At 59.7% G+C, this 26208-nt stretch carries 34 protein-coding genes, 1 pseudogene and 1 riboswitch; of the genes and pseudogenes, 17 read left to right on the top strand and 18 right to left on the bottom strand.

Features of this window, described 5'->3' with window-relative positions; all coding sequences use genetic code 11:
• The first annotated feature begins 5 nt into the window (after positions 1–5).
• The 14 genes from rplR (at position 6) to trhP (ending at position 10142) form a co-directional block, all read left to right on the top strand.
• Positions 6–356, top strand: a complete 351-nt coding sequence (rplR, locus tag LG409_RS01035) for a 50S ribosomal protein L18 (RefSeq protein ID WP_008959159.1) — start codon at positions 6–8, stop codon at positions 354–356.
• An 11-nt stretch (positions 357–367) separates the two neighbouring features.
• Positions 368–868 carry a 30S ribosomal protein S5 gene (rpsE, locus tag LG409_RS01040; RefSeq protein ID WP_016915785.1) on the top strand — a complete coding sequence of 167 codons (501 nt, stop codon included), beginning with the start codon at positions 368–370 and terminating at the stop codon, positions 866–868.
• Positions 869–874: 6 nt separating this feature from the next.
• Complete coding sequence (gene rpmD, locus LG409_RS01045; protein ID WP_009723888.1) at positions 875–1057, top strand: 50S ribosomal protein L30; 183 nt, start codon at positions 875–877, stop codon at positions 1055–1057.
• Positions 1058–1060: 3 nt separating this feature from the next.
• Positions 1061–1495 (top strand): 50S ribosomal protein L15, encoded by a 435-nt coding sequence (gene rplO, locus LG409_RS01050; protein ID WP_016915786.1) that lies wholly within the window; start codon positions 1061–1063, stop codon positions 1493–1495.
• On the top strand, positions 1496–2827 hold the full coding sequence (gene secY, locus LG409_RS01055) for a preprotein translocase subunit SecY (RefSeq protein WP_016915787.1): 1332 nt from the start codon (positions 1496–1498) through the stop codon (positions 2825–2827).
• A 50-nt stretch (positions 2828–2877) separates the two neighbouring features.
• Entirely contained in the window at positions 2878–2991 is a 114-nt protein-coding gene (gene rpmJ, locus LG409_RS01060; protein ID WP_081139244.1) for a 50S ribosomal protein L36, read from the top strand.
• Positions 2992–3112: 121 nt separating this feature from the next.
• Positions 3113–3469, top strand: coding sequence for a 30S ribosomal protein S13 (gene rpsM, locus LG409_RS01065; RefSeq protein WP_039180640.1), 357 nt, complete (start codon positions 3113–3115; stop codon positions 3467–3469).
• Between the two features lie 52 nt (positions 3470–3521).
• Positions 3522–3908: a 30S ribosomal protein S11 gene (gene rpsK / locus LG409_RS01070; protein WP_009099028.1), complete on the top strand. Its 387-nt coding sequence runs from the start codon at positions 3522–3524 to the stop codon at positions 3906–3908.
• Between the two features lie 12 nt (positions 3909–3920).
• Entirely contained in the window at positions 3921–4541 is a 621-nt protein-coding gene (gene rpsD / locus LG409_RS01075; protein WP_016915789.1) for a 30S ribosomal protein S4, read from the top strand.
• A gap of 125 nt (positions 4542–4666) precedes the next feature.
• Positions 4667–5662: a DNA-directed RNA polymerase subunit alpha gene (locus tag LG409_RS01080; RefSeq protein WP_227407439.1), complete on the top strand. Its 996-nt coding sequence runs from the start codon at positions 4667–4669 to the stop codon at positions 5660–5662.
• Between the two features lie 39 nt (positions 5663–5701).
• Positions 5702–6088, top strand: coding sequence for a 50S ribosomal protein L17 (gene rplQ / locus LG409_RS01085; RefSeq protein WP_016915791.1), 387 nt, complete (start codon positions 5702–5704; stop codon positions 6086–6088).
• Positions 6089–6417: 329 nt separating this feature from the next.
• Positions 6418–7719, top strand: coding sequence for a D-alanyl-D-alanine carboxypeptidase family protein (locus LG409_RS01090; RefSeq protein ID WP_144984196.1), 1302 nt, complete (start codon positions 6418–6420; stop codon positions 7717–7719).
• A gap of 78 nt (positions 7720–7797) precedes the next feature.
• Positions 7798–8673, top strand: a complete 876-nt coding sequence (locus tag LG409_RS01095; RefSeq protein WP_227407440.1) for a DMT family transporter — start codon at positions 7798–7800, stop codon at positions 8671–8673.
• Positions 8674–8774: 101 nt separating this feature from the next.
• Positions 8775–10142 (top strand): prephenate-dependent tRNA uridine(34) hydroxylase TrhP, encoded by a 1368-nt coding sequence (gene trhP, locus LG409_RS01100; protein ID WP_227407441.1) that lies wholly within the window; start codon positions 8775–8777, stop codon positions 10140–10142.
• On the opposite strand, the gene LG409_RS01105 is transcribed toward trhP, so the two are convergent.
• From LG409_RS01105 to LG409_RS01135, 7 genes are all read right to left on the bottom strand, one after another.
• Positions 10135–10872 carry a DODA-type extradiol aromatic ring-opening family dioxygenase gene (locus LG409_RS01105; RefSeq protein ID WP_227407442.1) on the bottom strand — a complete coding sequence of 246 codons (738 nt, stop codon included), beginning with the start codon at positions 10870–10872 and terminating at the stop codon, positions 10135–10137. The genes trhP and LG409_RS01105 overlap by 8 nt on opposite strands.
• A 53-nt stretch (positions 10873–10925) precedes the next feature.
• On the bottom strand, positions 10926–11336 hold the full coding sequence (locus LG409_RS01110) for a DoxX family protein (protein WP_016915796.1): 411 nt from the start codon (positions 11334–11336) through the stop codon (positions 10926–10928).
• Positions 11337–11428: 92 nt separating this feature from the next.
• Positions 11429–12349: a LysR family transcriptional regulator gene (locus tag LG409_RS01115; protein WP_016915797.1), complete on the bottom strand. Its 921-nt coding sequence runs from the start codon at positions 12347–12349 to the stop codon at positions 11429–11431.
• Positions 12346–12960, bottom strand: a complete 615-nt coding sequence (gene thiE, locus LG409_RS01120; RefSeq protein WP_227407443.1) for a thiamine phosphate synthase — start codon at positions 12958–12960, stop codon at positions 12346–12348. The genes LG409_RS01115 and thiE overlap by 4 nt, the downstream gene beginning before the upstream one ends.
• On the bottom strand, positions 12950–13759 hold the full coding sequence (thiM, locus tag LG409_RS01125) for a hydroxyethylthiazole kinase (RefSeq protein ID WP_096921640.1): 810 nt from the start codon (positions 13757–13759) through the stop codon (positions 12950–12952). Before thiM ends, thiE begins: the two co-directional genes overlap by 11 nt.
• A 26-nt stretch (positions 13760–13785) precedes the next feature.
• Positions 13786–13877, bottom strand: a riboswitch (TPP riboswitch).
• Positions 13878–13925: 48 nt separating this feature from the next.
• A complete protein-coding gene (locus tag LG409_RS01130; protein WP_039180612.1) occupies positions 13926–14270 on the bottom strand; it encodes a hypothetical protein in 345 nt (114 codons plus the stop codon).
• 120 nt (positions 14271–14390) lie between these two features.
• Positions 14391–14765 (bottom strand): DUF2237 family protein, encoded by a 375-nt coding sequence (locus tag LG409_RS01135; RefSeq protein ID WP_039180609.1) that lies wholly within the window; start codon positions 14763–14765, stop codon positions 14391–14393.
• A gap of 206 nt (positions 14766–14971) precedes the next feature.
• On the opposite strand from LG409_RS01135, the gene gloA reads away from it, so the two are divergent.
• Together gloA and LG409_RS01145 are read left to right on the top strand one after the other, a co-directional pair.
• Positions 14972–15505: a lactoylglutathione lyase gene (gene gloA, locus LG409_RS01140; protein ID WP_096921639.1), complete on the top strand. Its 534-nt coding sequence runs from the start codon at positions 14972–14974 to the stop codon at positions 15503–15505.
• A 1-nt stretch (position 15506) separates the two neighbouring features.
• Positions 15507–15872, top strand: a complete 366-nt coding sequence (locus LG409_RS01145) for a DUF6164 family protein (protein WP_039180604.1) — start codon at positions 15507–15509, stop codon at positions 15870–15872.
• Here the strand turns inward: LG409_RS01145 and LG409_RS01150 are convergent.
• Positions 15853–16545, bottom strand: a complete 693-nt coding sequence (locus LG409_RS01150; protein WP_039180601.1) for a cupin domain-containing protein — start codon at positions 16543–16545, stop codon at positions 15853–15855. The genes LG409_RS01145 and LG409_RS01150 overlap by 20 nt on opposite strands.
• Positions 16546–16684: 139 nt before the next feature.
• A pseudogene (gene ampC, locus LG409_RS01155) lies at positions 16685–17874 on the bottom strand (class C beta-lactamase).
• Between the two features lie 147 nt (positions 17875–18021).
• Here ampC and LG409_RS01160 point away from each other — a divergent pair.
• Positions 18022–18909, top strand: a complete 888-nt coding sequence (locus LG409_RS01160; RefSeq protein ID WP_193461401.1) for a LysR family transcriptional regulator — start codon at positions 18022–18024, stop codon at positions 18907–18909.
• Between the two features lie 20 nt (positions 18910–18929).
• On the opposite strand, the gene LG409_RS01165 is transcribed toward LG409_RS01160, so the two are convergent.
• The 9 genes from LG409_RS01165 to LG409_RS01210 all read right to left on the bottom strand — a co-directional run bounded on the left by LG409_RS01165 (position 18930) and on the right by LG409_RS01210 (position 26207).
• Positions 18930–20075, bottom strand: a complete 1146-nt coding sequence (locus tag LG409_RS01165) for a metal ABC transporter solute-binding protein, Zn/Mn family (protein ID WP_227407444.1) — start codon at positions 20073–20075, stop codon at positions 18930–18932.
• 22 nt (positions 20076–20097) lie between these two features.
• The gene (locus LG409_RS01170; RefSeq protein ID WP_227407445.1) at positions 20098–20988 is read right to left on the bottom strand and encodes a metal ABC transporter permease; all 891 of its coding nucleotides are present in this window, start codon (positions 20986–20988) and stop codon (positions 20098–20100) included.
• Positions 20972–21706, bottom strand: a complete 735-nt coding sequence (locus LG409_RS01175; RefSeq protein ID WP_016915809.1) for a metal ABC transporter ATP-binding protein — start codon at positions 21704–21706, stop codon at positions 20972–20974. Before LG409_RS01175 ends, LG409_RS01170 begins: the two co-directional genes overlap by 17 nt.
• Complete coding sequence (locus LG409_RS01180) at positions 21703–21852, bottom strand: hypothetical protein (protein ID WP_186299161.1); 150 nt, start codon at positions 21850–21852, stop codon at positions 21703–21705. Before LG409_RS01180 ends, LG409_RS01175 begins: the two co-directional genes overlap by 4 nt.
• 158 nt (positions 21853–22010) lie before the next feature.
• Positions 22011–22676, bottom strand: a complete 666-nt coding sequence (locus tag LG409_RS01185; protein ID WP_446718811.1) for a hypothetical protein — start codon at positions 22674–22676, stop codon at positions 22011–22013.
• Positions 22677–22768: 92 nt separating this feature from the next.
• The gene (locus tag LG409_RS01190; protein ID WP_096921633.1) at positions 22769–23200 is read right to left on the bottom strand and encodes a DUF29 domain-containing protein; all 432 of its coding nucleotides are present in this window, start codon (positions 23198–23200) and stop codon (positions 22769–22771) included.
• Positions 23201–23427: 227 nt separating this feature from the next.
• Positions 23428–24634, bottom strand: a protein-coding gene (locus LG409_RS18690) for an IS3 family transposase (protein ID WP_446719095.1) whose coding sequence is annotated in 2 segments (ribosomal slippage) — positions 23428–24177 and positions 24179–24634 — 1206 coding nt in all. Because the reading frame shifts where the segments join, the coding sequence is not laid out codon by codon here.
• 147 nt (positions 24635–24781) lie between these two features.
• Positions 24782–25549, bottom strand: coding sequence for an amino acid ABC transporter ATP-binding protein (locus tag LG409_RS01205; protein WP_096921628.1), 768 nt, complete (start codon positions 25547–25549; stop codon positions 24782–24784).
• Positions 25542–26207: an amino acid ABC transporter permease gene (locus LG409_RS01210; protein ID WP_096921629.1), complete on the bottom strand. Its 666-nt coding sequence runs from the start codon at positions 26205–26207 to the stop codon at positions 25542–25544. Before LG409_RS01210 ends, LG409_RS01205 begins: the two co-directional genes overlap by 8 nt.
• Position 26208 lies beyond the last annotated feature (1 nt).

A 26208-nucleotide genomic window follows, 5' to 3' on the forward strand; every position in this document is an offset into this window, starting at 1 on the left:
GGGTTATGAACGCGAAGAAAGAATCTCGTCTCCGTCGTGCCCGCCGCGCTCGCGCCAAGATCCGCGAGCTGGGCGTGTATCGCCTGTGCGTCAACCGTACCCCGCGTCACATCTATGCGCAGATTATCTCGCCGGATGGTGGCAAGGTGCTGGCCAGCGCTTCTACGCTGGACAAAGCACTGCGCGAGGGTGCGACCGGTAACTCAGACGCGGCCTCCAAGGTCGGTGCTCTGATTGCCGAACGCGCTAAAGAAGCAGGCATCACCCAGGTGGCCTTCGACCGTGCTGGCTTTAAGTATCACGGTCGCGTCAAGGCTCTGGCCGACGCCGCACGTGAAGGCGGCCTGGAATTCTAAAGGGTTTTACGATGGCGAAGAACGAACAGCAAAACGGTGATCTGCAGGAGAAGTTAGTGCAGGTCAACCGCGTCGCCAAGGTGGTCAAGGGTGGTCGTATTTTCGGCTTTACCGCACTGACCGTCGTAGGTGATGGTAAAGGTCGTGTCGGTTTCGGTCGTGGCAAGGCGCGTGAAGTGCCGGTCGCAATCCAGAAAGCGATGGACCAGGCTCGTCGCAACATGGTCAAGGTCAACCTTGCAGGTCACACACTGCAGTACCCGGTAAAAGCCCGTCACGGTGCTTCCAAGGTGTACATGCAGCCGGCCTCCGAAGGTACTGGTATCATCGCTGGTGGCGCCATGCGTTCCGTACTGGAACTGGCAGGCGTTCACGATGTACTGGCCAAGTGCTACGGTTCCACCAACCCGGTTAACGTGGTGCGGGCGACTGTCAAAGGTCTCTCTGCCATGCAAGCACCGGAAGACATCGCCGCCAAGCGCGGTCTGTCTGTCGAAGCGATCACGGGGTAAGGCACCATGGCAGCAACGATCAAGGTTACCCAGATCCGCAGCACCATCGGCGTTTTGCCCAAGCACAAGGCTACTATGAAAGGCCTGGGCCTGCGTCGCATCGGTCATACGGTTGAGCTGGAAGACACCCCTGCCGTACGCGGCATGATCCACAAGGTTAACTACCTTGTGCGCGTTGAGGGAGAGTAATCCATGAAACTCAATACCCTGAGCCCGGCACCGGGCTCCAAACACGCTGAAAAGCGCGTTGGTCGTGGTATCGGTTCCGGTCTGGGCAAGACCGGTGGCCGTGGCCACAAAGGTCAGAAATCACGCAGTGGCGGTAGCGTCAAGCCTGGTTTCGAAGGCGGTCAGATGCCGCTGCAGCGTCGTTTGCCGAAGTTTGGCTTCACGTCTGCCAAGTCGCTGGTATCTGAAGAAGTACGCCTGGCGGAACTTGCCAAGGTTGCCGGTGACGAAGTCACCATGGAAACCCTGAAGCAAGCCAACGTGCTGAAGGATGCGACGCTGCATGCGAAGATCATCCTTTCTGGCGAACTGAACAAAGCGGTTACCGTTCGTGGAATCAAGGTCACCAAAGGTGCCCGTGAAGCGATCGTAGCCGCTGGCGGCAAGGTAGAGGACTAAATGGCCAAGTCAGGAAACATGCCGGCGATGGGCAGCGGTCTGAGTGAACTGTGGGCGCGTTTGCGCTTCGTGCTCCTCGCCATCGTGGTGTACCGTATCGGTGCCCACATTCCCGTTCCCGGTATCAATCCTGACCAGCTTGCTGCCTTGTTCAGGGAGCAACAGGGCACCATCCTGGGCATGTTCAACATGTTCTCGGGTGGCGCCCTGGAGCGCATGAGCGTCCTCGCCCTGGGCATCATGCCCTATATTTCGGCGTCGATTATCATGCAGCTGATGACTGCAGTCTCCCCTCATCTTGAACAGCTCAAGAAAGAGGGCGAGGCTGGCCGCCGCAAGATTAGCCAGTACACCCGCTACGGCACGGTGCTACTGGCTTTTGTCCAGGCTACCGGCATGTCCGTGGGTCTGGCTAGCCAAGGCATCGCTTACAGCGCTGACTTCAGCTTCTATTTCACCGCCATCATCACGTTTGTGTCGGGTGCGGTGTTTATGATGTGGCTAGGTGAGCAGATCACCGAGAAGGGCATCGGCAACGGTATTTCGCTGCTGATCTTCGCGGGGATCGTCGCTGGGCTGCCCAGTGCCGTGGGGCAAGCCTTCGAGCTTGCTCGTAACGAAGGGGCCTGGAATGTTCTTCCGCTGTTAGCGCTGTCCGTGCTAGGTATTGCCACCGTGGCATTCGTGGTGTTCATCGAGCGTGGCCAACGCCGCCTCAAGGTGAACTACCCACGTCGCCAAGTGGGCAACAAGATGTATGCAGGTCAAAGCAGCTACTTGCCGTTGAAGGTGAACATGGCGGGCGTCATTCCCGCGATCTTTGCCTCCAGTATCCTACTCTTCCCGGCCTCTATCGGTCAGTGGGTAGGCGCTGGCGAAGGCATGGAGTGGTTGCAGCGTGCCTCGCAGGCGTTAGGCCCTGGCCAACCGCTTTACATCTTGCTTTTCGCTGCGGCAGTGGTATTCTTCTGCTTCTTTTACACAGCGCTGGTCTTCAACCCCAAGGATGTGGCTGACAATCTCAAAAAGTCAGGCGCTTTCCTGCCGGGCATTCGCCCCGGCGAGCAGACCGCTCGCTATATCGACAAAGTGATGACTCGTCTCACTCTGTTCGGTGCCTTGTATATCACTGCGGTTTCCCTGATGCCCCAGTTCCTGATCGTAGCATGGAACGTTCCGTTCTTCTTTGGCGGTACGTCGCTGCTGATCGTGGTAGTGGTCATCATGGACTTCATGGCCCAGGTGCAGTCGCATCTCATGTCGCATCAATATGACTCAGTGATGAAGAAGTCCAACCTGAAAGGCTACGGTAGCGGCGGCATCATGCGCTGAGGCGCCCCTAACGAATTGGCGCGCCGCGAGCCGTTTTTGGAGAAAGAACGATGAAAGTTCGAGCTTCCGTAAAGAAGATGTGCCGTAACTGCAAGATCATTCGTCGCAATGGCGCTGTACGCGTCATCTGTGTCGAGCCGCGGCACAAACAGCGTCAGGGCTAAACCTGGGCTGTTTTAAGCGGGTGCAGGCATACCCCTTGCCTTCGGGCTCCTAAAGGGGTATGCTGTTGCGCCTTTTGTAGATGAATAAACGAGCAAGCCGCTCAAATTTCGGAGTAAGCTGATGGCCCGTATTGCAGGCGTCAATATCCCGGACAACAAGCATGCGGCGATCTCGCTGACCTATATCTTCGGGATTGGCCGTACTCGCGCTCAACACATCTGTGTTGCTGCCGGTATTGCGCCGACTACCAAGATCGTAGACCTGTCTGGCGACGAGCTGGACACCCTGCGTTCTGAAGTTGGTAAGTACACCGTAGAAGGCGACCTTCGTCGTGATGTCACGCTTAACATCAAGCGTCTCATGGACTTAGGCTGCTACCGTGGTCTGCGTCATCGTCGTAGTCTTCCGCTGCGTGGTCAGCGGACCAAGACTAACGCGCGTACCCGTAAGGGCCCGCGTAAGCCGATCCGCAAATAACACGCAGGCTCTTTAATCGAGAGCTGACGTTAAGACAGGAATAGACATCAACATGGCTAACCCGCGTAGTAACCGTAAAAAGGTTAAAAAGCAGGTAGTGGACGCCGTCGCGCACATCCATGCCTCTTTTAACAACACGATCGTGACGATCACAGACCGCCAGGGCAATGCTCTTTCTTGGGCAACAGCCGGTGGTTCGGGTTTTCGTGGTTCTCGCAAGAGCACCCCGTTCGCTGCGCAAGTTGCAAGCGAACGTGCAGCAACTGCTGCAGCCGAGTATGGTGTGAAAAACGTAGACGTGCTGGTCAAGGGCCCCGGTCCCGGCCGTGAATCCGCCGTGCGCGCACTGAACGCCGCCGGCTTCCGCGTGCAAAGCATCGTAGACGCGACGCCCATCCCCCATAATGGCTGCCGTCCGCCGAAGAAACGCCGCGTTTAAGGAGACAGATTCATGGCTCGTTATATTGGACCGAAGTGCAAACTGTCTCGTCGTGAAGGCACCGATCTCTTCCTGAAGAGTGGCGTGACTCCCTTCGAGAAAAAGTGTAAATCCGAGCAGATCCCGGGTGTACACGGCCAGCGTCGTCAGCGTCTTTCCGACTACGGCTTGCAGCTTCGCGAGAAGCAGAAAGTACGCCGTATGTATGGCGTACTCGAAAAGCAGTTCCGCAACTACTACAAAGAAGCCGCTCGCCTGAAAGGTGCGACCGGTGAAGTACTGTTGCAACTGCTTGAATCCCGACTGGATAACGTCGTCTACCGCATGGGCTTCGGCTCGACTCGCTCTGAAGCGCGTCAGCTGGTCAGCCACAAGGCGATTTCCGTCAACGGCCGCACCGTTAACGTTGCTTCCTACCAAGTGAAGCCGGGTGACGTGGTAGCTGTTCGTGAAAAGGCGAAGAACCAGGCTCGTATCCAAAGCGCGTTGAGCATTGCTGCCAACCGTGGCGATATCACCTGGATCGAAATCGACGCCAAGAAGATGGAAGGCACTTTCAAGGCTCTGCCTGAACGCGGTGACCTGACTGCCGACATCAACGAAAACCTGATCGTCGAGCTGTACTCCAAGTAAGCAGTCTGTTTGTTGCTTCTGCTTCTTGAGGCCTGGGCGGGATAGCAAAGCTAACCGCCCAGATGCTCTTGAGTATTGTGCTTTAGAGTACTCAGTATCCGTTTGGCAGCCTGAAAGGTGTTCATATGCAGCGTTCAGTGACAGAGTTTCTTCGCCCCCGCGACATCAAGGTCGAAGAGATCAGCGCACATCATGCCAAAATCGTTCTCGAACCGTTCGAGCGCGGCTTTGGTCACACCCTGGGGAATGCACTTCGTCGCATTCTGCTTTCATCCATGCCCGGCGCTGCCGTGGTAGAGGCTGAAATCACCGGTGTAGAGCACGAATACAGTGCGCTCGAAGGGGTGCAGGAAGATGTCATCGAAATCCTCCTGAACTTGAAAGATGTTGCGATCAAGATGCACAGCCGCGATGAGGCGGTGCTCTCGCTGAACAAGCAGGGCCCAGCCGTCGTCACCGCTGGCGACATTGCGCTTGATCATAGCGTCGAAATCGTCAACCCGGACCACGTCATTGCACACGTCAATGAAGGTGCCGAGCTGAAAATTCAGCTTAAGGTAGCGCTGGGTCGTGGTTACGAACCGGCTGACGCTCGTGGCTCTGATGAAGAGACCCGTGCTATTGGCCGCCTGCAGCTGGATGCCACCTTCAGCCCTGTTCGCCGTGTTTCCTATTCGGTCGAAGCCGCTCGTGTCGAGCAGCGTACCGACCTCGATAAGCTGATTATCGACCTGGAAACCGACGGTACACTGGATCCGGAAGAGGCTATCCGTCGCAGTGCGACCATTCTGCAAGAGCAGCTGGCCGCCTTCGTCGACCTGGAAGCTGACAAAGAGCAGGAAGTCGAAGAGGAAGAGGATCACGTTGATCCGATCCTATTGCGCCCCGTAGACGATCTCGAGTTGACCGTTCGCAGCGCCAACTGCCTGAAAGCCGAGAATATCTACTACATCGGTGATCTGATCCAGCGCACGGAAGTGGAGCTGTTGAAGACCCCGAACCTCGGTAAGAAGTCCTTGAATGAAATCAAGGATGTATTGGCAGCGCGCGGCTTGTCCCTCGGTATGCGGCTGGAAAATTGGCCACCCGCTAGCCTGAAGGACGACAAGGCCTCCGCGTAAGCGTCGACTTGAGTCCCAGTTTGGTAAGGAATCACAACCATGCGTCATCGTAAGAGTGGTCGTCATCTGAATCGTACCAGCTCGCACCGTCAGGCCATGTTCAAGAACATGTCTGTCTCGCTGGTCGAACATGAAGTCATCAAGACAACCCTGCCCAAGGCCAAGGAACTGCGTCGCGTTATCGAGCCGCTGATCACCCTGGCAAAGCAGGATAGCGTTGCAAACCGCCGTCTGGCGTTTGCTCGTACGCGCTCCAAAGAAGCCGTCGGCAAACTGTTCAACGAGCTGGGTCCGCGTTACGCCGAGCGTCCGGGTGGTTACATCCGTATCCTCAAGTGCGGTTTCCGCACCGGCGACAACGCCCCCATGGCCTACGTTGAACTGGTAGACCGCCCGGTAGCCCAGGAAGAAGCCGCTGCAGAGTAAGCGTAGCGCCCCTTCCAAGGCACAATGAAAACCGCCCCTCACCGGGCGGTTTTTTTATGCCTATCGTTTCATGTCCATGGAAAAGAGACGGATTGCCTGGCGGGCCTGGATTAATCTATATATAAGCCATCGGGCACATCCATTTGTCGGCAGGCCATGCTAGTCTTGTTCGGCTGGGCATGGCCATGTCAGGCGGTGCCAGGCCATCAGTGAGTGTGTGCCAAGTTATCAGGCGCGAGTGACGTTTAGCGGTGATGTACATTCATCAAGGGGCAGGTATGGCAGCAGAGGCAAGGTATTCACGGACAGCGGCAACGGTATGGCTGTTGATGCTCGGTCTACTGGTGATCGGCAGTATCACCAAAGCTCAGGCCAACCCCCGCTATGCGGGCATCGTCGTCGATCTGGAACATGGTGAAGTCCTCTATTCTGAGAACGCCGACGAAGCGCGCTACCCCGCCTCACTGACCAAGATGATGACCATGTACCTCACCTTCGAAGCGCTGGAGAGAGGGGACTTGCGTCTCGATCAGGCGCTGCCGGTGTCGGCTCAGGCGGCGGCCATGCCCGCCAGCAAGCTCTGGTTGTCTGCGGGCAGCACCATCAGCGTGGACACCGCCATGCGTGCCCTGGCGGTGCGCTCTGCCAACGACGTGGCCGTGGTGGTGGCCGAGGCCTTGGGCGGCAGTGAGCAGCGCTTTGCCCATATCATGACGGAGAAGGCCCGGGAGCTGGGCATGAGCAGGACGACTTTCCGCAATGCCTCGGGGTTGCCGGATGACCAGCAGGTCACGACGGCGCGGGATATGCTGACCCTTTCGGTGCGTGTGATCCAGGACTTTCCTCAGTACTACCACTATTTTGGGCTGCAGGAGTTCACCCATCGTGGCACTCGCCATACCAGCCACAACCGCCTGGTGCGTGACTATCCCGGCGCCGACGGCCTGAAGACCGGCTTCATCCGTGCCTCCGGGTTCAATGTCGCGACCACTGCCGTACATAACGGTCGGCGTATGGTGGCGGTGGTGATGGGCGGTTTCACCGCCGCCTCCAGGGATACGCACATGGCCAGCCTGCTGGATCGCAGTTTCGAGCGCGCAGCGCTACGTGACCACCAGACCTGGATTGCCAACACCAGCTTCTCTCAGGAGTACATGGGCTTCGGGGGCTCACAGCAGCCGATCTCGCCTCCGCCCCCTCCCGAGCCCCCGTCCCGCCCGATGATGGCGCATATCGACACCAGCGCCCCGGTCACGGCGGCGGCCGTGGAAGCCCAGTGGTCACAAACCATGGCGCCTACGCCTTCCCCGCAGGGTGACCCGCTGCTGGCCTTGATCGAGCAGGAGCGTGGCTTTGCCTCGGCGGGAGCGGCACCTGCCTCCGGAGGCGGTAACTGGGGCATCCAGGTGGGCGCATTCAGCCAGGCGTACCAGGCGGAACAGTTGGCCCAGCAGGCTGCCCAGCGCTTACCCAGCGATGTAGGAGGGCAAGTCGCCATCGATACCCTGGAGGGGCGTTCGACGGTGTTCCGAGCACGTGTCGTGGCCCTGGATGAAGCACGTGCCCGTCAGGCCTGTCAGTCATTGCAGGCCCAGGGCATGGACTGCATGGTGGTGAACGCCAGCCTTTGACGCCACCCGGCACGCCAACGCCCCGCCAGTGCAGCATTGGCGGGGCGTTTTGTTTTATGCGACCACAGGAGGAACGCCATGACATCTTCCCTGAAAGGCATTCTCTGCATGTGTGCAGGCGTACTGTTTCTGGCCCTGGGAGACGCGGTATCGAAATGGTTGGGTGAGGTGCACTCGCCGCTGCAAATCATTTTTTTCAGAGCGCTGGTGTCGCTACCGCTGATCGCCCTGCTGGCCCATTTTGGTGGTGGGCTGCGCAAGCTGCGTACGCGCCGCCCGGGCGTGCACCTGCTGCGCGGGCTCATTTATACCGCCACCATGGTGTGCTTCGTCTGGGGGTTGACCCTGCTGCCGCTGGCGGAAGCCACGGCGATTGCCTTTGTGGCCCCGCTGTTCGTGACGCTGCTGTCGGTGCCGTTACTGGGTGAGCGTATCGACCCGCCAGTGCTGGCCGCTTCGCTGCTGGGCTTTGTCGGGGTGCTGATAGTGGTGCGGCCAGGTGGTGATGCCTTTCAACTGGGGGCCATGGTGGTGCTGGGAGCGGCGGTGTTCTACGCGCTGATGATGGTCACCGCGCGGCGCTATGGCGCCAACGAGCACCTGTGGGCCATGGTGTTCTACATGACGGCCGTGCCGCTGGTACTGACGGGCCTCAGCCTGCCCTGGGTATGGCAAACGCCCCATCCCTGGCACTGGCTGGGCTTTGCCGCCTCCGGGGTGCTGGGGGTGGGGGCCACGGCGTTCATCACCCTGGCCTTTCGCCATGCGCCCGCCGCCATTGCGGCGCCCTTCGATTACACCGCCATGCTGTGGGCCGTGCTGCTGGGGTGGTGGTTCTGGGGAGAACTGCCGGACGTCTGGGTCTGGGCAGGCAGCGCGCTGATCATGTGCAGCGGCCTGGCCATTGCCTATCACGACCGTCGCACCACCCTGAAACGTCGCCCCACGGCCTGACATGCACCGGGAATTGATCCAGGTCAGCAAACCGGCCGACGGGCCGCAACCGGAAAGGTGCGCTGGCTATAATGCCGCCCGTTCAAACAACGGTGACGGTTATGCAAGCTCCCGAACTTCTCTCGCCTGCGGGCACGTTTCACAACATGCGTTACGCGTTTGCCTACGGTGCCGATGCGGTCTACGCCGGGCAGCCGCGCTACTCGCTACGGGTGCGCAATAACGACTTCAAGGTGGCGACGCTGCACCGGGGCATCGAGTATGCCCATGCCAGAGGCAAGCAGTTCTACGTGGCCTCCAACATCGCTGCGCACAACAGCAAGCTCACGACCTATCTGCGGGATATGGAGCCGGTGATCGAGGCTGGGCCGGACGCTCTGATCATGTCCGACCCCGGGCTGATCATGATGATCCGTGAGCGCTGGCCGGAACAAGTCATCCACCTGTCGGTGCAGGCCAACGTGGTGAACTGGGCCGCGGTCAAGTTCTGGCAGCGGCAGGGGATTCAGCGCATCATTCTTTCTCGGGAGCTGTCGCTGGAAGAGGTGGCCGAGATCCGCACCGAATGCCCGGATATCGAGATCGAGACGTTCGTTCACGGCGCGCTGTGCATCGCATATTCAGGGCGCTGCCTGCTCTCGGGGTACGTCAATCGCCGTGACCCGAACCAGGGCACCTGCACCAACGCCTGCCGCTGGCAATACAAGACGCTGGATGCCACTCAGGATGCTACCGGCGACCTGATACCCGTGGCGGCGGACACCGAGCGGGCCGCGTTGATCGAAGATGTCTCCCGGCCGGGCAAGCGGATGCCCATCTACGAAGACGAGCACGGCACTTACCTGTTCAACTCCAAGGACCTGCGCGCCGTGCAGCACGTGGCACGCTTGGCGCGCCTGGGTGTGGCGTCACTGAAGATCGAAGGACGTACCAAGTCCCACTACTACGTGGCGCGTACTGCGCAGGTGTATCGTCAGGCCATTGACGATGCCGTGGCAGGCCGCCCCTTCGACATGGGCTTGATGGATCAGTTGGAAAACCTGGCCAACCGAGGCTATACCGAGGGCTTTTACCGCCGCCATGTGCACGATGAGTTTCAGAACTACGAGCGCGGCCACTCCGTTGGCGTGCACCAGCAGTTCGTGGGCGACATCATCGGTGTCGATGCCACGGGCAGCCTGCTGGACGTCGAGGTCAAGAACCGCTTCGAGGTGGGCGATGCCATGGAGCTGATGCTGCCCGGCGGCAATCGTCGTTTCGTGCTGAAGCAGATGGAAAACGGGCGCGGTGAGTATCAGGCTGCCGCACCCGGCTCAGGGCATCGTGTCCGCATAGCGCTACCTGGCGCGCCCATCGCCCCGGAGCAGTGGGAGTTTGCCCTGCTGATGCGGGATCTTCCTACCGCTCCCTCCCACACTCCCGCCCACACTCCCGCCCAGGCCAGTCATCTGGGCGTGGCCGTCAGTTGAACGCGTAGACATCCATCGCCAGCACGCCGTGCTCGACGCTATGGTGCAGCCGCTGGCCCTGACCCCCGGCTCCCATGGCGACCAGTAACGGTTGGAAGTGCTCTGGCGTGGGATGGTTGCGCTGGGCATGGGGAGCCGTTTGCCATGTCAGCAGCGCCTCCCGCGCGTCTTTTTCCAGTTGAGTGTGTGCCCAATCGGCAAAGGCATCCACCCAGCCTGGTGCCTGGCTGCCCTGGGGCAGTAGCGCATGCAGGTTATGGGTCAGGCTGCCGGAGCCCACGACCAGAATACCTTCGCTGCGCAGGTGGGCAAGCCGCTGGCCCAGCTCCATCAGCGCCGCGTTGCTCCACCGGCTGGGAAGCGACAGCGACACGACCGGTAGCCTGGCTTCGGGGTACATCAGGGAAAGTGGCACCCAAACGCCGTGGTCCATGCCGCGCTCCACGAGTCTGGCACCGAGCGTGTTGCCCAGCGTTGCGGCCAGGGCTGGGTCCCCCGGTGCCGGGTACTGCACGGCGAACAACGCCGCCGGAAAACCGCCAAAATCGTGGAGGGTCTCGGGGTGAGCGCTCTGGCTGATGAGCAGCTCCGGCGTTTCCCAGTGGGCAGAGACCACGACGATGGCCTTGGGGCGAAGCGTCTGGCCCAGCTCACGCAGGAACTGGTGAGCGGGCGTGGGGGTCAGCGCCAGCATGGGCGAGCCGTGAGAGATAAACAGGCTAGGTAACATAAGGCACCTCGATGTGCGACCTGCCAGCGTAGGCACGTCAGCAGGCCAGTGGCTCACGCGAAGCGGCGTGCAACGACCAGGCTGCCGCTGCCAAGGCCGGCTTGCACGACCAGTGCAATGGCCCAGAATACCGGGAATTCCCAGCCGCCGCCCGGGTTGGAAAAGAGCCAGCCGTTACCGATATGTACCCAGGCGGCTCCCAGCAAAACCGGTACCAGGGCCAGGCTGACCCAGCGCGTATAGATACCCAGCAGCAGGGCCAGGCCTCCGCCGACTTCCGCCGCAATGGTCAGGTAGGCCAGAAAGCCTGGCAGGCCCAGCGACTCAAAATAGCCGACCGTTCCAGGCAGGGTGAACACGAATACTTTCAACAGCCCGTGGGCCAGGGTCATGATACCCAGGCTGATGCGCAGCAGGGCAGTGGCATGCAGGTGTGATGCTTGAGTCGTCAGTGTCGTCGTCATGGTGTTCTCTCGTGGTCGTCGGCATCCCCTCTGGATGCGATGACGCCACTTTACGACGACTGCCTGTCTGGATAATCCCTGCTTTTGGCACTTCACTGTTGCGCTGGGCGCGACAATCCCAGCGCCTTCTCCCAGGCGGGTGGGTCGCCCCAGGCAACCGTCAACTGGTCGATCAGGCGTGCCACTTTGGCAGGCAAAAACTGCCGGGCAGGATAGAGCGCGTGGATGTCCAGGTACGTGGGAGGTATCTCCTGCAATAGCGGCACCAGGCGGCCCTGGGCGATGCTTTCGGTCACCAGGAAGCTGGGCTGATGGGCGATGCCTAGCCCGGCTTCCGCGGCATGGGTCAGCATATCGCCGTTATTGCTCTCCAGCGGTCCGTCGACACTCAACCACTGCTGCCCCACGCGCCAGTCGCCGCTGTTCTGGCCGCTGCGATAGCGTAGGCAACGATGGTCGGCCAGCGCCTCCAGGCGGGTGGGAGTGCCGTGCTGTGCCAGGTAGTCAGGAGAGGCGCAGAACACCATCTGGCAGCGTGCCAGGCGCTTGGCCACCAGGCTGGAATCCGGCAGGCTGCCAATGCGAATGGCCAGGTCGTATCCCTCTTCGAGCAGGTCTACACGGCGGTCATTGAGGTCCAGGCGCACCTCCAGGTGGGGATGATCCCGCATGAAGCGAGCCACCTCGGGAGCCAGGTAGCGAGTGCCAAAGCTCATGGGCCCGTTGATGCGCAGTCGTCCGCTCACGCTTTGAAGGCCGCTACCCACTTCATTGGCAGCCTCCTCCAGAGCCAGCAGGATCGCCTGTGCGCGGGCCAGATAGCGCTCGCCTGCTTCCGTCAGGTGCAGCCGCCGGGTGGTGCGCTGTATCAGCCGCGCGCCCAGCGATTCCTCGAGCGCCATGACCCGGCGCGATAGCAAGGTGCGCGACAGGTCCAGGGCCTCCGCCGCCCGCGTGTAACTGCCCAACTCGGCCACCTTGACGAAGGCTGTCAGTTGGTCGAACTGGGTCATGACCTGAAGAACGCCTGGGCCGCCTGGCGTGGGTCAGGATGGCCGCAAATGGCCGAGATCACCGCGAGCCCGTGGGCACCGGCGGCTTTCACTTGGGCGGCGTGCTCGGCTTTCAAACCGCCGATGGCCACGCTGGGCAGCGGGCAGGCACTGGCCAGCTGGGCCAGCCCGGTAAAACCGATGGGCTGCGCGTGGTCCTGCTTGCTCCCGGTGGCAAACACAGGCCCCAGCCCCACGTAATCCAGCAGCGCCACGGGGGCACGCTGCAACTGCTCCAGGGTATTGATGGAGAGCCCGATGATCGCCTGCTCGCCCAGTACCTGGCGGGCCTGCATCACGTCCGTATCGCTCTGGCCAACGTGCAAGCCGTCGGCACCGCTGGCGTGCGCCACGCTCAGCCGGTCATTGATGATCAGCGGCACTCCGCTACCTGCCAGCACTTCCTTGAGACGCTTGGCCTGGGCAATCATAGCCTCGTCGCTGGCCTGCTTGTCACGTAGCTGGACCAGCGTGACGCCTCCTGCCACGGCGGCTTCCACGGTACGTTCCAGGCCCGTGGAGGCGCATAGCTGAGCATCCGTGACCAGGTAGAGCGTAAGATCAACCGACATGTAGGGTCTCCGAGTGAGGTAGTGCAGGCAGGTCATCTGCCGTGAGCGAGTACAGGGTATCCAGCAGCGCCACATAGAAACTGCCCGGCCCTTCGGCCTGCTGCCCGGCGCGACTGCCTGCCAGATTGAAATAGGTCAGGGCGCCGAGCGTGGCGGCCAGCGGGGCGTGACGGTTGGCCGCCACGAAGCCGGCGACCAGCGCGCTGAGCCCGCAGCCCAGGGTGGTTACTCGTGGCATCAGCGGGTGGCCGCCGGTCAAACGATACAGCGACTGGCCATCGGTGACGATATCGGTGGCCCCGGTCATGGCGACGACACAATGATACCGGCGCGCCAGGGTGATGGCCGCTTGGGTGGCATCGTCGGTGCTGACCGTGGCATCCACGCCCCGGCCTTGGTGGGCAAGGCCGCTCAGCGCCATGATTTCCGAAGCATTGGCACGAATCACACTGGGCTGGTAAGCCAGCAGGGACAGGCAGGTTTGCTGGCGCAGCCGCGTGGCACCCACGGCAACCGGGTCCAGCACCCAGGGCACCGCGTGGGCCTGGGCTGATTGGGCGGCCAGCTGCATGGCCTCGGCCCAAGGGGTAGAGAGCGTACCGATGTTGATCGAGAGCGCGCCCGCGATGGCGGTAAATTCCGCCACTTCTTCCTGGGCATGCAGCATGGCGGGGGAGGCCCCGGCGGCCAACAGCAGGTTGGCGGTACTGTTCATGGCAACGTAGTTGGTGATGCAGTGAACCAGCGGGGTCTGGTCACGCAGCGCGAGCAGCGTCTCGCGTGGGCTGGGTAGGGTCATGACTTCCTCCCGGCAGGGAGGTGGTGAATGGAAGCACCACGACTCCCTACGCCGGTGCTATCCGGTTCAGGTTCAAAGGGTGCTTCTCAGCCGCGTCGCGGCGCCCCTGTCGTAGGCGTACTATCCTCGGCCAGGCGGGATGTGTAAAGCCAATGGCGCGGAAAGATCAGCGAAACGCGATGCGCGTGCCGTAGGTCAGCATTTCATCGGGCGTCATGGCGCTGCCCGAGACGCCGATCATCTCGTCGCCACACTGGTCGGAACAGGTCAATACGCCGTGGGTCAGCCCAAGTTGCCCGAGGGTGTCGCGGATTTCGCCGGTGCCCAGAAACGTGCTGACTTGCCCCTGTGCATTGCTCAGGTCCGAGACGCCGTGGGCATGATGAAAGCGGACCTTGTAGATGCCATCCATCGAGACGACCTCCACGATGGGGGAAAAGCCGTTCTGTAGCGCGTTGGCCAACTGCTTCAACGTCAGGCGATCATCTAGCGTCATTTCAATGTCGGTCATGACACACTCCCAGGCTAACGATACGCTGAATGTACAGCTATAGAGATAGTAGTGTAGAAGAGCTGCATAGAAAATCCACTGCGACCAATGCCTGGGGAAGCGCTCCGCGCGCTGGCAGGCCTAGTGCACTGCATCCAGGGCGTGTTGTTGCAGTTTGATCAGCGGAATGATGTCCAGCGTGCGTGCATTGGTGCCTGACAGAATCACCGGCGGGGCCAGACCGACCTCTGCGGCTTCTGCCCAACGGTGGGCACACAGGCACCAGCGATCACCGGGCCGCAGGCCAGGAAAGCCGTACTCGGGGCGCGGGGTGACCAGGTCATTGCCCTGCGCGCGGGAAAACGCCAGGAACTCCTCGGTGACCATGGCACATACCGAATGAATGCCCACATCGTCGGTGCCGACCCGGCAAAAGCCATCACGATAAAACCCCGTCTTGGGCGAGTGACAGCAGGGGGTGAGCGGCTCACCCAGTACATTGAGATCACGTGACATGCGGCCTCCTCAGGCAGGGGCTAGAATTATCGCAGCGCCGCCCTCATACATGATCCAAGGGGCGGTAACGGCGGATTCGATGGGGTTCGCGTTAGCAGCAGCCTAAAGCCTTGTACATGGTATGGGCTTCGTCAAAGTATTTACGTACCAAAGTGCCTACTTGGGTACCAATTGCCAGATACATCACGCAGCAACAGGAGAAAGTCATGTCGTTTTCAGGTGAACAGCATCCCGGTGTTGCCCCTGCGGCTCCCCAGACCCAAGGGTTTCGGTTGAATCACACCATGCTGCGGGTCAAGGACCCGGAGCGCGCGCTGGCGTTCTATTCCCGCGTGTTTGGCATGCAGGTGCTGCGGCGGCTGGATTTCGAAGAGATGCAGTTCTCGCTCTATTTTCTGGCCAACGTGGAAGCCGACGACCAGGTGCCGGAGGACCAGAACGCTCGCACTGCCTGGACCTTCAGCCAGAAGGGTCTGCTGGAACTGACCCACAACTGGGGCACCGAAACCGAGCAGGACTTTGCCTACCACGACGGCAATGCCGAGCCCCAGGGGTTTGGCCACATCTGCTTCAGCGTGCCGGACCTGGAGGCCGCCCAGGCCTGGTTCGACGAGCACGATGTCACCTTCGTGAAGCGTGCCGACCAGGGCAAGATGAAAGACGTCATTTTCGTCAAGGACGCGGACGGCTACTGGATCGAAGTGATTCAGGCGGATCGCATGGCGGCATTGGGCGGCTAACATGGCACATCTGCTGTTCCGGTTGCGCCACGTGACCGATGAAGAGGCCATGGAAGTGCGCCAACTGCTGGATGAACACGGCTTCGACGTGTATGAAACCCAGGCGGGGTTTTTCCGCCTGGGGGTCGATGCCATCTGGCTGCGCAACCCGGACCAGCGAGATGACGCCGAGGCGCTGCTGGCGCAGTACCAGGTCGAACGCCAGGCCAGCGCGCGAAAGGCCCACCAGGAAGCGCTGGCCCGCAACGAAGCGCCGACCTGGGGGCGGCGTTTACGGGAGCAGCCGATTCAGATCGCGCTGGTGATGGTCGCCGTGATTCTGATCGCGCTGCTGACCCTGCTGCCGTTCATTGGGCTGGCGCGTTAGCCTGGCACACCGCATCCGTCAGGTGCCCGCGTTTCATGTACATCATGACGCCGTGTTCACCGGCCCGCAGCGATGGGGTGGCCCCAGGTGGGAAGCGGCACCAGCTGCCCTGCGGGTATTCGTTGCCCGCCTCGTAGAGCGAGCCTTCCAGTACCAGCAGTTCCAGCCCGCCCGGTAGCGCAGGGTAGTCGATGGTCACCTCATGCTCCCAACGTTCCAGGCTGACCCGCTCCTGCGCGTAGGTGTGCAGCATCTTGTAGCCGATGCCTGGCCGCCGGTCGGGCTGCCAGGGCAGGCGGTGGGCAGGAATGGCCAGCTGCAGCAGGTCGTTGTCATCGAATTGATGCAGTTTCACCAGAATCAGCGCACCCTCTTCGCCAATATGGGGCGTATGGCCAGTGCCAATGGGATTGCGCAGGTAGCTGCCCGCAGGGTAGCGGCCATGTTCGTCGGCAAACACGCCCTCCAGCACCAGAATCTCTTCACCGCCGCCATGGGTATGGTGGCTGAACTGGCTGTGCGGCGCGTAACGTACCAGGCTGGTGGCGCGGGCGACTTCCTCGCCAATCCGGTCCAGCATCATACGTTCCACGCCTGCACTGGGCGACGCGACCCAGTGATACTGCTCCGGCGTCATACAGGCAAAGTGGCTAAAATCGGCGTTCAGGCGCATGGGCTTGGCTCTTTGCAATGAGTGAGATGAGCAGGGAGAGGGGCTAGTCTCCTTTATCAGCGCTGCAAAACGCAATCTTCCCTCATGCTTGACCTCGTCATTTGCAAACAAACCGCCGCTCGAAAGCGGCGGTTTTTCATTACGGGGAGTCGGTCAGTGCACTGAGAATATGGTGAGCCGTCTCGATACGCGCCTGATTGGGGTAGTTGCGGTTTGCCAGCATCACCATGGCGATCTGCTCGCTGGGCACGAAGACCACATAGCCGCCGAAGCCATTGGTTGAGCCCGTCTTGTTGTAGTAGGCCGCTTGCCGAGGGGCTTGCGGTGGCGTGAGGCGATGTGCCGGGTTGGTCGCCAAAATCATCTCGAGCGAATTGCCTTCCAGCAGTGTCTCCAGGGTCACCGGGTAGTGATAGTGCTCCCAGCCCAGCCCAGGCCCTGGGTCATGGGGCCAACGTCGAAGTAGCCTGTGCGTGTCGTTGCCAAGGCGTCATCCAGCCGTTCCGTCGTGCCGCTGGCATTGGCCGGGTCTCGCATGTTCGCTTCCAGAAAGGTCAGCACGTCGGCGGCATTGGCTTTCAGCCCGTAGGCCTGGGCATCCAGCACGCCTGGATTCACCCGAATGGGCTCATCCTCCTTCGAGTAGCCATAGGCATAATGTGCCCGTTGCGCGTCGGGCACTTGAAAATGGATGTGTTCGAGCCCGAGCGGTATGAACAGCGCTTCTTCCATCAGCGTCTCGAAAGGGCTGCCCAAACGTTGCGCGGTGAGATAGCCCAGCAAACCGATGCTCGGATTGGAATACAGACGTTGTGCCCCTGGAGCCGATTCGGGTTGCCATTGGCGATAGTAATCGATCATTTGCTCTTCTGATTGCACCGAGTCCGGAAACTGCAGCGGAAGCTCGCCTGCCGTGTAGGTGCCCAGTTCCAGCAGGGTGATCTCATCGAAGGCACTGCCTTCAAGGGCTGGCCAGTAGCCGCTGGCGGGGTCAGAGAGGGAAAGGGCACCGCTGGCCTGCGCGTAGCCCGCCAGGGCAGCTGTGAAAACCTTGCTGATGGAGCCTAGTTCGAAAAGCGTCTCATCCGTGACCGGTTCATCCGTCTCCAGGTTTGCAAGCCCATAATTAAAGTAATACGGCTGTCCCTGAATGCTTAGCGCGACGGCCATGCCGGGGATACGATACTGTTCCATCAGCGGGGTGATCGTGTTGTCCAGCAACGCTTGAAGGTCGGCCTCATGAGGCTCTTCGAGCGCCCAGGCTGCCCCGCTGAAAAGTAAGGAGGAGGCCATGAGAAGACAGCGGCGTGCTGAAAACGGCGTGCGCATGCAAAACCCCTGTTGCGATGAGTCATGTCGGTGGAAGGCAGCTCTGGTCGATACAGAAGCCACGGGTGACTAAAATAAAGAGCGCGATGGGTCTCCACAAATGGCAAGATTTTGCATGAGCTATTAGAAAAATTTGGGGGTGGCGCAGTGCGTTCCTATTTGCCGTTGAAGGCTCTGCGGGCCTTTGAGGCATCGGCCAGACATTTGAGCTTCACGCGTGCAGCAGAAGAGCTGCACGTGACACAGGCGGCCGTGAGCCATCAGGTCAAGCGCCTGGAAGGGCTATTGAAGGTGCCGCTATTCACACGTTTGCCCCGAGGGCTAATGCTGACTCAGGAAGGCGAGCTGCTGTTGCCTGTGCTGAAGAATGCGTTCGATCAGATGTCGCACACGTTGGAGCGGTTAGGCGAAAGCCGTCATCGTGAGGTCTTGAACGTGGGTGTGGTGGGTACGTTTGCCGTGGGTTGGCTGCTGCCACGGCTGGCCGACTTTCATGACGCGTATCCGTTCGTCGATTTACGGCTCTCCACCCACAACAATCGTGCCGATTTAGCCGCTGAAGGTCTCGATTTTGCGATTCGCTTTGGCACGGGCGCCTGGCATGGCACGGCGGCTCAGCCACTACTGCCTGCATCGCTTTCGGTGCTATGTGCTCCGGATATTGCTGTACGGCTCGACACGCCAGCCGATGTGTTGCATGAAACCTGGCTGCGTTCGTATCGTGCCGATGAGTGGGCCGAGTGGTTATTGGCCGCCGGATTGCCTCGTAGCCTTCCCACGACCCAGAGCATCGTCTTCGACTCTTCCATTGCCATGGTGGAAGCCGCACTTCAAGGGGTGGGCGTGGCATTGGCGCCACCGTTGATGTTTTCTCGGCAGCTGAGCAGTGGTGCGCTGGTGCAGCCTTTCGACACCACTGTCAGTCTAGGTGGGTACTGGCTGACACGCCTGCAAGCGCGGTCAGAAACCCATGCCATGGCGTCTTTCAGGCAGTGGCTGCTCACCACGATCAACCTGCGTGAGGCTGAGCGGTAAGCAGCCGTTGACCTCAATAATCAGTGACGATGACCATGATCACCGTGGTCGTGGTCGTGGTCGTGGTCGTGGTCGTGGTCGTGGTCGTGGTCGTGGTCGTGGTCGTGGTCGTGGTCGTGGTCGCCATGACCATGATCATTGTGGCCTGGTTCGGCCAGGGCGGCGTGGAGTACCGTGGCGTTGTGGCGCATCATGCCCAGGTAAGTGCTGGCATCGCCCTCACTGGCCAGCGCATCCGCGTAAAGCGTGCCAGCAATGGGCAGGCCGGTTTCTTCGGCCAGTTGCACGATAATGGATTGGTTGGTCATGTTCTCGTGGAACAGCGCCTGAACGTTCTCCTGCTCGATCACGTCCACTAGCGCTGCCATGCTGGCGCCGCTGGGGTCTGCTTCGGTAGAGAGCCCTGCCGGAGACAGGAAGTTGACCCCATAGGCACGGGAGAAGTAACCGAAGGAGTCATGGCCGGTGATGACGCTGGCGGAAGCCGGGATCTCACTGATCAGCGCACGAATCTCGGCATCCAGCTCCGCCATGTCAGCCAGGTAGCGATCGGCATTGGCCTGATACTGCTCGGCGTTGTCCGCATCGACTTCCATCAAGCCGTCGCGGATGTTCTCGACGTAGACCCGCGCCTGGGTCATGTCCTGCCAGGCATGGGGATCATCGTCGCCGTGCTCATGGTCATCATGGCCATGACCATGTTCATGATCGTCGTGCCCGTGATCGTGGCTGTGTCCATGATCGTGGCTATGCCCATGATCATGCCCGTGATCGTGTCCATGGTCGCGATCGTCATGCCCATGATCGTCATGGCCCGCGTAGGCCAGGGCGTTGATGCCATCCGTCGTGGTGACCACCGGGCCTTGATAGTCGCTGGAGTCGATCAGTCGCTCCATCCAGCCTTCGAACAGCAGGCCGTTGAAGACCACCAGATCGGCCTCGGCCAGCGCACGGGCATCACCCGGGCGCGGCGAGTAGACGTGTGCATCGCCGTCAGGGCCGACCAGGGAAGTGACCTCGACATGCTCGCCGCCCACGTTCTCGACCATATCGGCCAGAATCGAGAAGCTGGTGACCACCTGCACACGCTCATTGGCGATGGCGGCAGGCAGGGCCAGCATGGCCGAAACGCCTACCAGCCAGCGGGACGTATGGGAAAGGGACATGACAAACTCCTTTAGTGAATGATCAGGATGTCTGCTCCAGGGCGAGTGGCGTGGTCTTGCGTCGCAGCTTGGCCGCTAAGCTGTGATAGCGACCCAACAGTGCTGACAACAAGTAAGCCACCCCTGCGAGCAGGATAATGCTTGGCCCCGAAGGGGTATCAAAATGGAACGACAGCAGCAGCCCGCCAGTGCTCGACACCATGGCCAGCACCACCGCGATGCCGATCAAACCTTCCAGCCGCTTGCTCCAGAACCGGGCCGCCGTGGCGGGCAACATCATCAGCCCCACGGCCATCAGCGTGCCCAGGGTTTGGAAGCCCGCCGTCAGGTTCAGCACCAGCAGCCCCAGAAACACGCTATGCACCCAGCCACTGCGGCGGCTTTGGCCGCGCAAGAACAGCGGGTCCAGGCACTCCACCACCAGCGAGCGGAAAATGACCGCCAGCGTGACCACGATGAGCGTGCTGATACCGGCAATCAGCAGCAGGGCGGTCGAGTTGATGGCCAGGATGGAGCCAAACAGCACGTGGGTTAAATCCACGCTGCTGCCGCCCATGGAAATCAACATGACACCCGCCGCCAACGAAATGATGAAAAAGCTCGCCATGGCTGCGTCTTCCCGCTGGCCGCCCATTTTGGAAACGGCCCCGGCCAGGAGCGCCACCATCAGCCCGAACAGCACGCCGCCTACACTCATCACCGGCAGCGAAAACCCCGCCAGCAAGAAGCCCAGCGCCACTCCCGGCAAAATGGCATGGGCCATGGCATCGCCAATCAGGCTCATGCCGCGCAGCACCAGAAACACGCCCAGCGGCGGCGCGGCCAAGGAAAGTGCCAGCCCACCCACCACGGCGCGGCGCATGAAGCCGTAATCGAACGGCGCGATAAACCACGCGTCAAGCAGTGCCAGCATGACGACCTCCCAACGAGAAGGGCACCACCTGGGCGGGGGCGTGATGCGTGTGCAAGGCACTCGGTGCCACCCAACGGCCATGGCCGCCGCTCAGCATCAGCACCTCATCGGCCAGGCGGCGCAGGTGGTCCATGTCGTGTAGCACGATGATGATCGTCACGCCTTCATCGGCCATCTGGCGCAGGATACGGATCAAGATATCCACCGTGTCGCTGTCCACGTTGGCGAACGGCTCATCCAGCAGCAGCAGCTCGGCTTCCTGCATCAGCGTGCGGCCAATCAGTGCCCGCTGGCGCTGGCCGCCGGACAGCTCGCCCAGTGGCCGATGTGCCAAATGGGAGATGCCCAGCCGCGCCATGATCTCGCGACCCTTGCGGTAGTGCGCCGCGCAGTAACCTTTCATGGCCCCATGGCTTGGCCAACTGCCGGTCATCACCAGCTCTTCCACGCTCATGGGGAAGGTCAGATCCAGAGCCAACTGCTGCGGCAACCAGGCACGACGCGCCTTGTCTACCGTGCACACCACTTTGCCGCTGATGGGCCGGAGTTCGCCCATGATGGCCTGAATCAGGGTGCTTTTACCTGCGCCGTTGGCACCAATCAGCGCGGTGATCGCGCCGCGCTTGATGTCGCCGTCCACATGCTCCAGCACGGTGCGCCCACCCTGTGCCAGGTGCAGGTCGTGCAGTTGCAGGCGCGAAGAGGAACGCTCACTCATAGCGGCCACCCGCCTGCCCACACCACCAGCCCCCACAACGCCAGCAGGGGAAGGGCAACCAACCCCAGCCGTTTGGTGGCCGACAACGACATCAGCGAAAAATGACAAGGACCTTCCTTGTTATGGCGATGCATGTGCTCACTCATCGAGCAACCTCACTCACGAATAAATAAGTTATAACATAACGAATAGAGAAACAAAAAAAGAGCCGCATATTTTACGCGCTCATGCGGCCCTGACAACGACAAGCGTACCTATAAAAAGTGCCCGGCAAGCCGAGCACGAAAAGCAGCCTGGCCCACCTTCAGAACCGCCAGGTCGCGCTCAGCTGTTGAGGGGTAACCAGCAGGGCATATTCGCCTTCCAGCGTGACCGGGCCCAGCGACACACGGGCCGGTTGGAAGTGGTTGATCGCGCGGGACGCCTGATTAGGCTGGGTCCAGATCTGTAATTCATTGATCAGCATGCCGGTGGCAAAATTGACCGCGCCATCCCGCTCCCGGCCATCGGCCGCAATCACCGCGCCGGCCACGCTGTTCACCACCAGGGAGCTGACCCGCGCTTCCCAGCCACGGCGTTCGCGTTCTGCCTGGGCCAACTGCAGGCCCAACGCCTGCACCCCGCTCAACTCGCCCTGGGCCTTCAGCCGCTCATACTCTGCCAGCGCCGCCCGATGTGGCTGGCGATCGGTGAGCGTCCCCGCCAGCGCCAGCGCCGACTTCACCACGCCAATGCGCGCATCGAAACGGTCATCTCGGCTGCTGGCCTCGCTGGACTGGTAGGCATCGACCACCAGGCTGGCCGCGTAAATGCCGCTCCAGCCCGCCTCCCACCACTGCGCCTGACGCGCCCCGTTCTCGAACACGCGGTCGTACGTGGCCCACTCATTTCCAGTTTGCGCCTGGGCGGGCAGTGTCAGCATTAGCGTTGCTGCTGCAAAAAGCACTCGCAAATAACGTTGTAACTGCATTGGGAACCGCCTGAAGGGCCGAGAAATTAGCGTTAAGCGTAGCATGAGGGGAGTACGAACTTGTAAAAAGATAGGTGCTGGCCGCGCCTTGGCTAGTGCTGGCTGGGCTGAAAACTCATAGCCTCTTCAAAGCCGTATAGGCACTGCTCAGGGAACTCCTGAGGTTCTCGATCCGCTTCAATTGCTGCGGCGCGACGAGCATCGTCGTAAGCCTCGCACATCAATTCTGGCAGTGAGGCGTTTAAGCTAGGGTTATCTTCCAGTAAACGCTGCGTTTTGGCTTGAGCATCCTGAATCGTCAATCGCCAGCTACGCGAGCGCCGTTCTGGCTGGTAATCCCATGTCAGCAGATACATTAGCAAACGGGCCAGTTGGCGAATCAAGGCGCGTCGCTCGTTTTTACCCATACTTTCAATTTCCTCGGCCAAGTGCTCGAGATCCAGCTTATCCAATTCGCCAGCTCGAAGAAGACCTGCCTGCTCAAGCGCCCAAGCGTAGGCATCCTGTTCATAATGAATGGCCATTGTCCTGATTTACCCCGCTGGTTTGCTGATCTTGCATATTCAAGTGTAAGTCAATCCTCATCACCAAACGATACAAACGGTGTGTCCATGATTCCGACCTTGCACACCGGCCCATAGGGTGACTTTTCGGCGGAGAAGCAAAGCGTGATGAGGATCAATGGTGTTTCAGGGCGAAGAGTTCTTAGATGGTGGCAAGAACAATAGGAGAGCCGCCATGGGTGTAGTGGTCAAGTGTTTTTGGCCACTGAGTTCTGAGCATTCCAGTAATGCTTTTCTGCCACATTCGGCGGCAGTCCATCGTTGCGTTTATGCGGCCTGATGCTGCTGTAATAACTGATCATATAATCAGTGACGGATTGCTTCGCTGCAGCAACATCGGGATAGCTAATCTCTGGCATCCACTCCGACTTGAAGCTCCTGAAGAAGCGCTCTGTCGGGGCGTTGTCCCAGCAATTTCCACGGCGACTTAGGCTCTGGGTCATCTGGTAGCGCCATAGCATCTGTCGGAATGCGAGACTGGTGTACTGGCAGCCCTGGTCTGAATGAGACAGGAGGCCCGATGGCTCCCCTCGCGACTCGTCAGCCATGGTTAGCGCCTTCTTCACTAATTCCGTGTTCGGAGACAAGGACAAGGCCCAGCCTACGGGTTTACGCGCATACAAGTCGATGACTACCGCCAGAGAAGCCCAGCGTGCCCCCGTCCAAAGGTAGGTGATGTCGCCGCACCAGATCTGGTTTGGCTCCGTTACATCGAACTTGCGATCAAGAAGATTCGGAATCTCCAGATGCGGCTGATCAGCCTTCTTGTAAGCATGGCTTGGCGGCTGTGTGCTCACCAGTCCCAGCAGCTTCATCCGCCTGCTAGCCCGGTACCGACTCAGCGGCGTACCAGCCTGCGTGACGATTCTGGCGATGCTGCGAGCGCCGGCAGAACCGTTACTGACGGCATGCTTTCCAAGGACTCTGCCGATCTCGCTAAGCGACTACCCTTTCTTCCATCGAGCCCATAGCTCCTGCTTCTGCTGGCAGGTCAGTCCCCTGGTCTTTGATACTTGCTTCGGCATTCTGAAAGCCCCGATAGTTACCAGAGTGCATTATGTTGCACTGACCGATTGAATCTACCGTAGCCTGTTTTAATATTTCTTTCTCTTTCTCTTTCTCTTTCTCTTTCTCTTTCTCTTTCTCTTTCTCTTCCTCTACCCGCCGCAGCTTGCGCTTCAGTTCCTGAATCTCACGCTGTTCCGGCGTCAGAGCCTCACCTTTCAGCGGTGCCTTGCCTTCTCGCTCAGCCCGAAGTCTGCGTACCCAATACTCAATGGTGGATTTTCCAACTCCCATGGCATCACACGCCGCCTTCAGTGTGTAACCTTGATCGACCACGAGTTGGGCCGCCTCCAGGCGAAACTCCGGGCTGAACGTTCTCTTTTTCGTCATCATCTGCACCTGACTGTCTCTGCGAGTCATCATACACTCAAAGTCAGGTGGCCTGATTCACTATGCCACTACATATCGCGCCATAGTGACGCAACACAGAAAAACTACGAAGGCATAGTGGTTGTGCTGCGAGAGTTATGGCTAATGTCAGCTGGCCTTATCCAGCTCAAGGAACCGCCTAACCCGTTCACTACCAGGATTATTAAAAAACACATCCGGCGCCGATTTTTCAATAATGATTCCTTTATCCAGAAACACCACTTGATCTGAAACGTTACGGGCAAAATCCATCTCATGCGTGACGATGATCATGGTGTAGCCTTCCTGTGACAGGTTACGCATCACCGCCAGCACTTCACCTACCAACTCAGGGTCTAATGCGGAAGTGGGCTCGTCAAACAGCATGACCTTAGGCTGCATGGCCAGCGCACGTGCAATGGCGACCCGCTGCTTTTGTCCCCCAGAAAGTGTGCACGGATAAGTATCCGCTTTCTCTGCCATTCCTACTTTTTGTAAGAATCCCATACCACGCTCCCGGGCTTCCTCTTTTTTCAAGCCTTGAACATAGATGAGTGCTTCGGTCACATTTTTGAGTACCGAAAGGTGCGGCCATAAATTGAATCCCTGAAAAACCATGCCCAGCTGAGTGCGTACTTTGGCCAGCTCTCGTCGAGTCATCGGTTTGCGGGAGTCCTCCCGAACCCCGATACGTTCTCCGTTAATACGTATCTCGCCCCGGTCAGGCACTTCCAACCAGTTAATACACCTTAGCAGTGTGGACTTGCCTGACCCCGAAGACCCCAGAATACTGACCACTTCGCCACTGCTAACATCGAGACTGACATCCCTGAGGACTTCTGTACCGTCAAAACTTTTGGATAGATTGTTGATGCTCACTTCAGAATATTCAGGCATTGCTAAAACCTCTTTTTTCACCAAGGCGCCCCAGCAGGCGGATGCTTTGCTCAAGCATTAAACTGATCGCCCAGTAGAAGCCAATTACCACAATAAAGGCCTCCATAGGGATGAAGTAGGTGCTTGATAAGCTATTAGCAGCAGCCGTTAACTCCCTCACGGTAATGATCACCAGAAAGGCTGTGTCCTTAAGCAGGATAATCAGCTGGTTTCCCATCACCCCTCTCGTGCGGAGAACGAGTTGTGGCAATATAATGCGTATGAAAATGGACGGACGTGAAAACCCTAAAGCTGTTGCGGCCTCTTCCTGTCCACTGGACAAGGTGACCCGGCTGCCGCGCAAAATTTCGGCAAAATAGGCACCATGATAAAGAATCAAGGCTGACACACCCGCCTGCCAGGCGCTTAAGCGTATTTCCAGACTAGGCAGTCCATAATAGAAAAGGTACGCCAAAATCAGAAAAGGCAGCATTCGCATACCATCAATGAAAATGCGTAGTGGCGTCTTCAACCTGGGCTTGGCGCCTTCCATTATAAAGACGAGCAGGCTTCCCAATAAAAAAGCAGCAATCGCGGAAATGACGAAGATGGTGACGGTATTTCCAAACCCTTGCCAGAACACATCGCGGGAAGACCATAGAATTTCCCAGTTGCTCATA

Source organism: Halomonas sp. NyZ770 (assembly GCF_020616575.1).
GTDB classification, from domain to species: Bacteria; Pseudomonadota; Gammaproteobacteria; order Pseudomonadales; family Halomonadaceae; genus Vreelandella; species Vreelandella hamiltonii.

What these genes read in the sequence shown, in the direction of transcription:
- rpsM (WP_039180640.1), top strand. Translation starts at nt 3,113, where the DNA reads ATGGCCCGTATTGCAGGCGTCAATATCCCGGACAACAAGCATGCGGCG.
- LG409_RS01190 (WP_096921633.1), bottom strand. Translation starts at nt 23,200, where the DNA reads ATGGCCATTCATTATGAACAGGATGCCTACGCTTGGGCGCTTGAGCAG.
- LG409_RS01080 (WP_227407439.1), top strand. Translation starts at nt 4,667, where the DNA reads ATGCAGCGTTCAGTGACAGAGTTTCTTCGCCCCCGCGACATCAAGGTC.
- LG409_RS01095 (WP_227407440.1), top strand. Translation starts at nt 7,798, where the DNA reads ATGACATCTTCCCTGAAAGGCATTCTCTGCATGTGTGCAGGCGTACTG.
- rpmD (WP_009723888.1), top strand. Translation starts at nt 875, where the DNA reads ATGGCAGCAACGATCAAGGTTACCCAGATCCGCAGCACCATCGGCGTT.
- LG409_RS01150 (WP_039180601.1), bottom strand. Translation starts at nt 16,545, where the DNA reads ATGCGCCTGAACGCCGATTTTAGCCACTTTGCCTGTATGACGCCGGAG.
- LG409_RS01110 (WP_016915796.1), bottom strand. Translation starts at nt 11,336, where the DNA reads ATGACGACGACACTGACGACTCAAGCATCACACCTGCATGCCACTGCC.
- LG409_RS01090 (WP_144984196.1), top strand. Translation starts at nt 6,418, where the DNA reads ATGCTCGGTCTACTGGTGATCGGCAGTATCACCAAAGCTCAGGCCAAC.
- rplQ (WP_016915791.1), top strand. Translation starts at nt 5,702, where the DNA reads ATGCGTCATCGTAAGAGTGGTCGTCATCTGAATCGTACCAGCTCGCAC.
- thiE (WP_227407443.1), bottom strand. Translation starts at nt 12,960, where the DNA reads ATGTCGGTTGATCTTACGCTCTACCTGGTCACGGATGCTCAGCTATGC.
- trhP (WP_227407441.1), top strand. Translation starts at nt 8,775, where the DNA reads ATGCAAGCTCCCGAACTTCTCTCGCCTGCGGGCACGTTTCACAACATG.
- LG409_RS01145 (WP_039180604.1), top strand. Translation starts at nt 15,507, where the DNA reads ATGGCACATCTGCTGTTCCGGTTGCGCCACGTGACCGATGAAGAGGCC.
- LG409_RS01175 (WP_016915809.1), bottom strand. Translation starts at nt 21,706, where the DNA reads ATGAGTGAGCGTTCCTCTTCGCGCCTGCAACTGCACGACCTGCACCTG.
- LG409_RS01105 (WP_227407442.1), bottom strand. Translation starts at nt 10,872, where the DNA reads ATGTTACCTAGCCTGTTTATCTCTCACGGCTCGCCCATGCTGGCGCTG.
- gloA (WP_096921639.1), top strand. Translation starts at nt 14,972, where the DNA reads ATGTCGTTTTCAGGTGAACAGCATCCCGGTGTTGCCCCTGCGGCTCCC.
- LG409_RS01210 (WP_096921629.1), bottom strand. Translation starts at nt 26,207, where the DNA reads ATGAGCAACTGGGAAATTCTATGGTCTTCCCGCGATGTGTTCTGGCAA.
- LG409_RS01185 (WP_446718811.1), bottom strand. Translation starts at nt 22,676, where the DNA reads ATGCAGTTACAACGTTATTTGCGAGTGCTTTTTGCAGCAGCAACGCTA.
- LG409_RS01205 (WP_096921628.1), bottom strand. Translation starts at nt 25,549, where the DNA reads ATGCCTGAATATTCTGAAGTGAGCATCAACAATCTATCCAAAAGTTTT.
- LG409_RS01135 (WP_039180609.1), bottom strand. Translation starts at nt 14,765, where the DNA reads ATGTCACGTGATCTCAATGTACTGGGTGAGCCGCTCACCCCCTGCTGT.
- rpmJ (WP_081139244.1), top strand. Translation starts at nt 2,878, where the DNA reads ATGAAAGTTCGAGCTTCCGTAAAGAAGATGTGCCGTAACTGCAAGATC.
- rpsD (WP_016915789.1), top strand. Translation starts at nt 3,921, where the DNA reads ATGGCTCGTTATATTGGACCGAAGTGCAAACTGTCTCGTCGTGAAGGC.
- LG409_RS01180 (WP_186299161.1), bottom strand. Translation starts at nt 21,852, where the DNA reads ATGAGTGAGCACATGCATCGCCATAACAAGGAAGGTCCTTGTCATTTT.
- rpsK (WP_009099028.1), top strand. Translation starts at nt 3,522, where the DNA reads ATGGCTAACCCGCGTAGTAACCGTAAAAAGGTTAAAAAGCAGGTAGTG.
- LG409_RS01165 (WP_227407444.1), bottom strand. Translation starts at nt 20,075, where the DNA reads ATGTCCCTTTCCCATACGTCCCGCTGGCTGGTAGGCGTTTCGGCCATG.
- thiM (WP_096921640.1), bottom strand. Translation starts at nt 13,759, where the DNA reads ATGACCCTACCCAGCCCACGCGAGACGCTGCTCGCGCTGCGTGACCAG.
- rplR (WP_008959159.1), top strand. Translation starts at nt 6, where the DNA reads ATGAACGCGAAGAAAGAATCTCGTCTCCGTCGTGCCCGCCGCGCTCGC.
- LG409_RS01130 (WP_039180612.1), bottom strand. Translation starts at nt 14,270, where the DNA reads ATGACCGACATTGAAATGACGCTAGATGATCGCCTGACGTTGAAGCAG.
- secY (WP_016915787.1), top strand. Translation starts at nt 1,496, where the DNA reads ATGGCCAAGTCAGGAAACATGCCGGCGATGGGCAGCGGTCTGAGTGAA.
- LG409_RS01170 (WP_227407445.1), bottom strand. Translation starts at nt 20,988, where the DNA reads ATGCTGGCACTGCTTGACGCGTGGTTTATCGCGCCGTTCGATTACGGC.
- LG409_RS01115 (WP_016915797.1), bottom strand. Translation starts at nt 12,349, where the DNA reads ATGACCCAGTTCGACCAACTGACAGCCTTCGTCAAGGTGGCCGAGTTG.
- rpsE (WP_016915785.1), top strand. Translation starts at nt 368, where the DNA reads ATGGCGAAGAACGAACAGCAAAACGGTGATCTGCAGGAGAAGTTAGTG.
- rplO (WP_016915786.1), top strand. Translation starts at nt 1,061, where the DNA reads ATGAAACTCAATACCCTGAGCCCGGCACCGGGCTCCAAACACGCTGAA.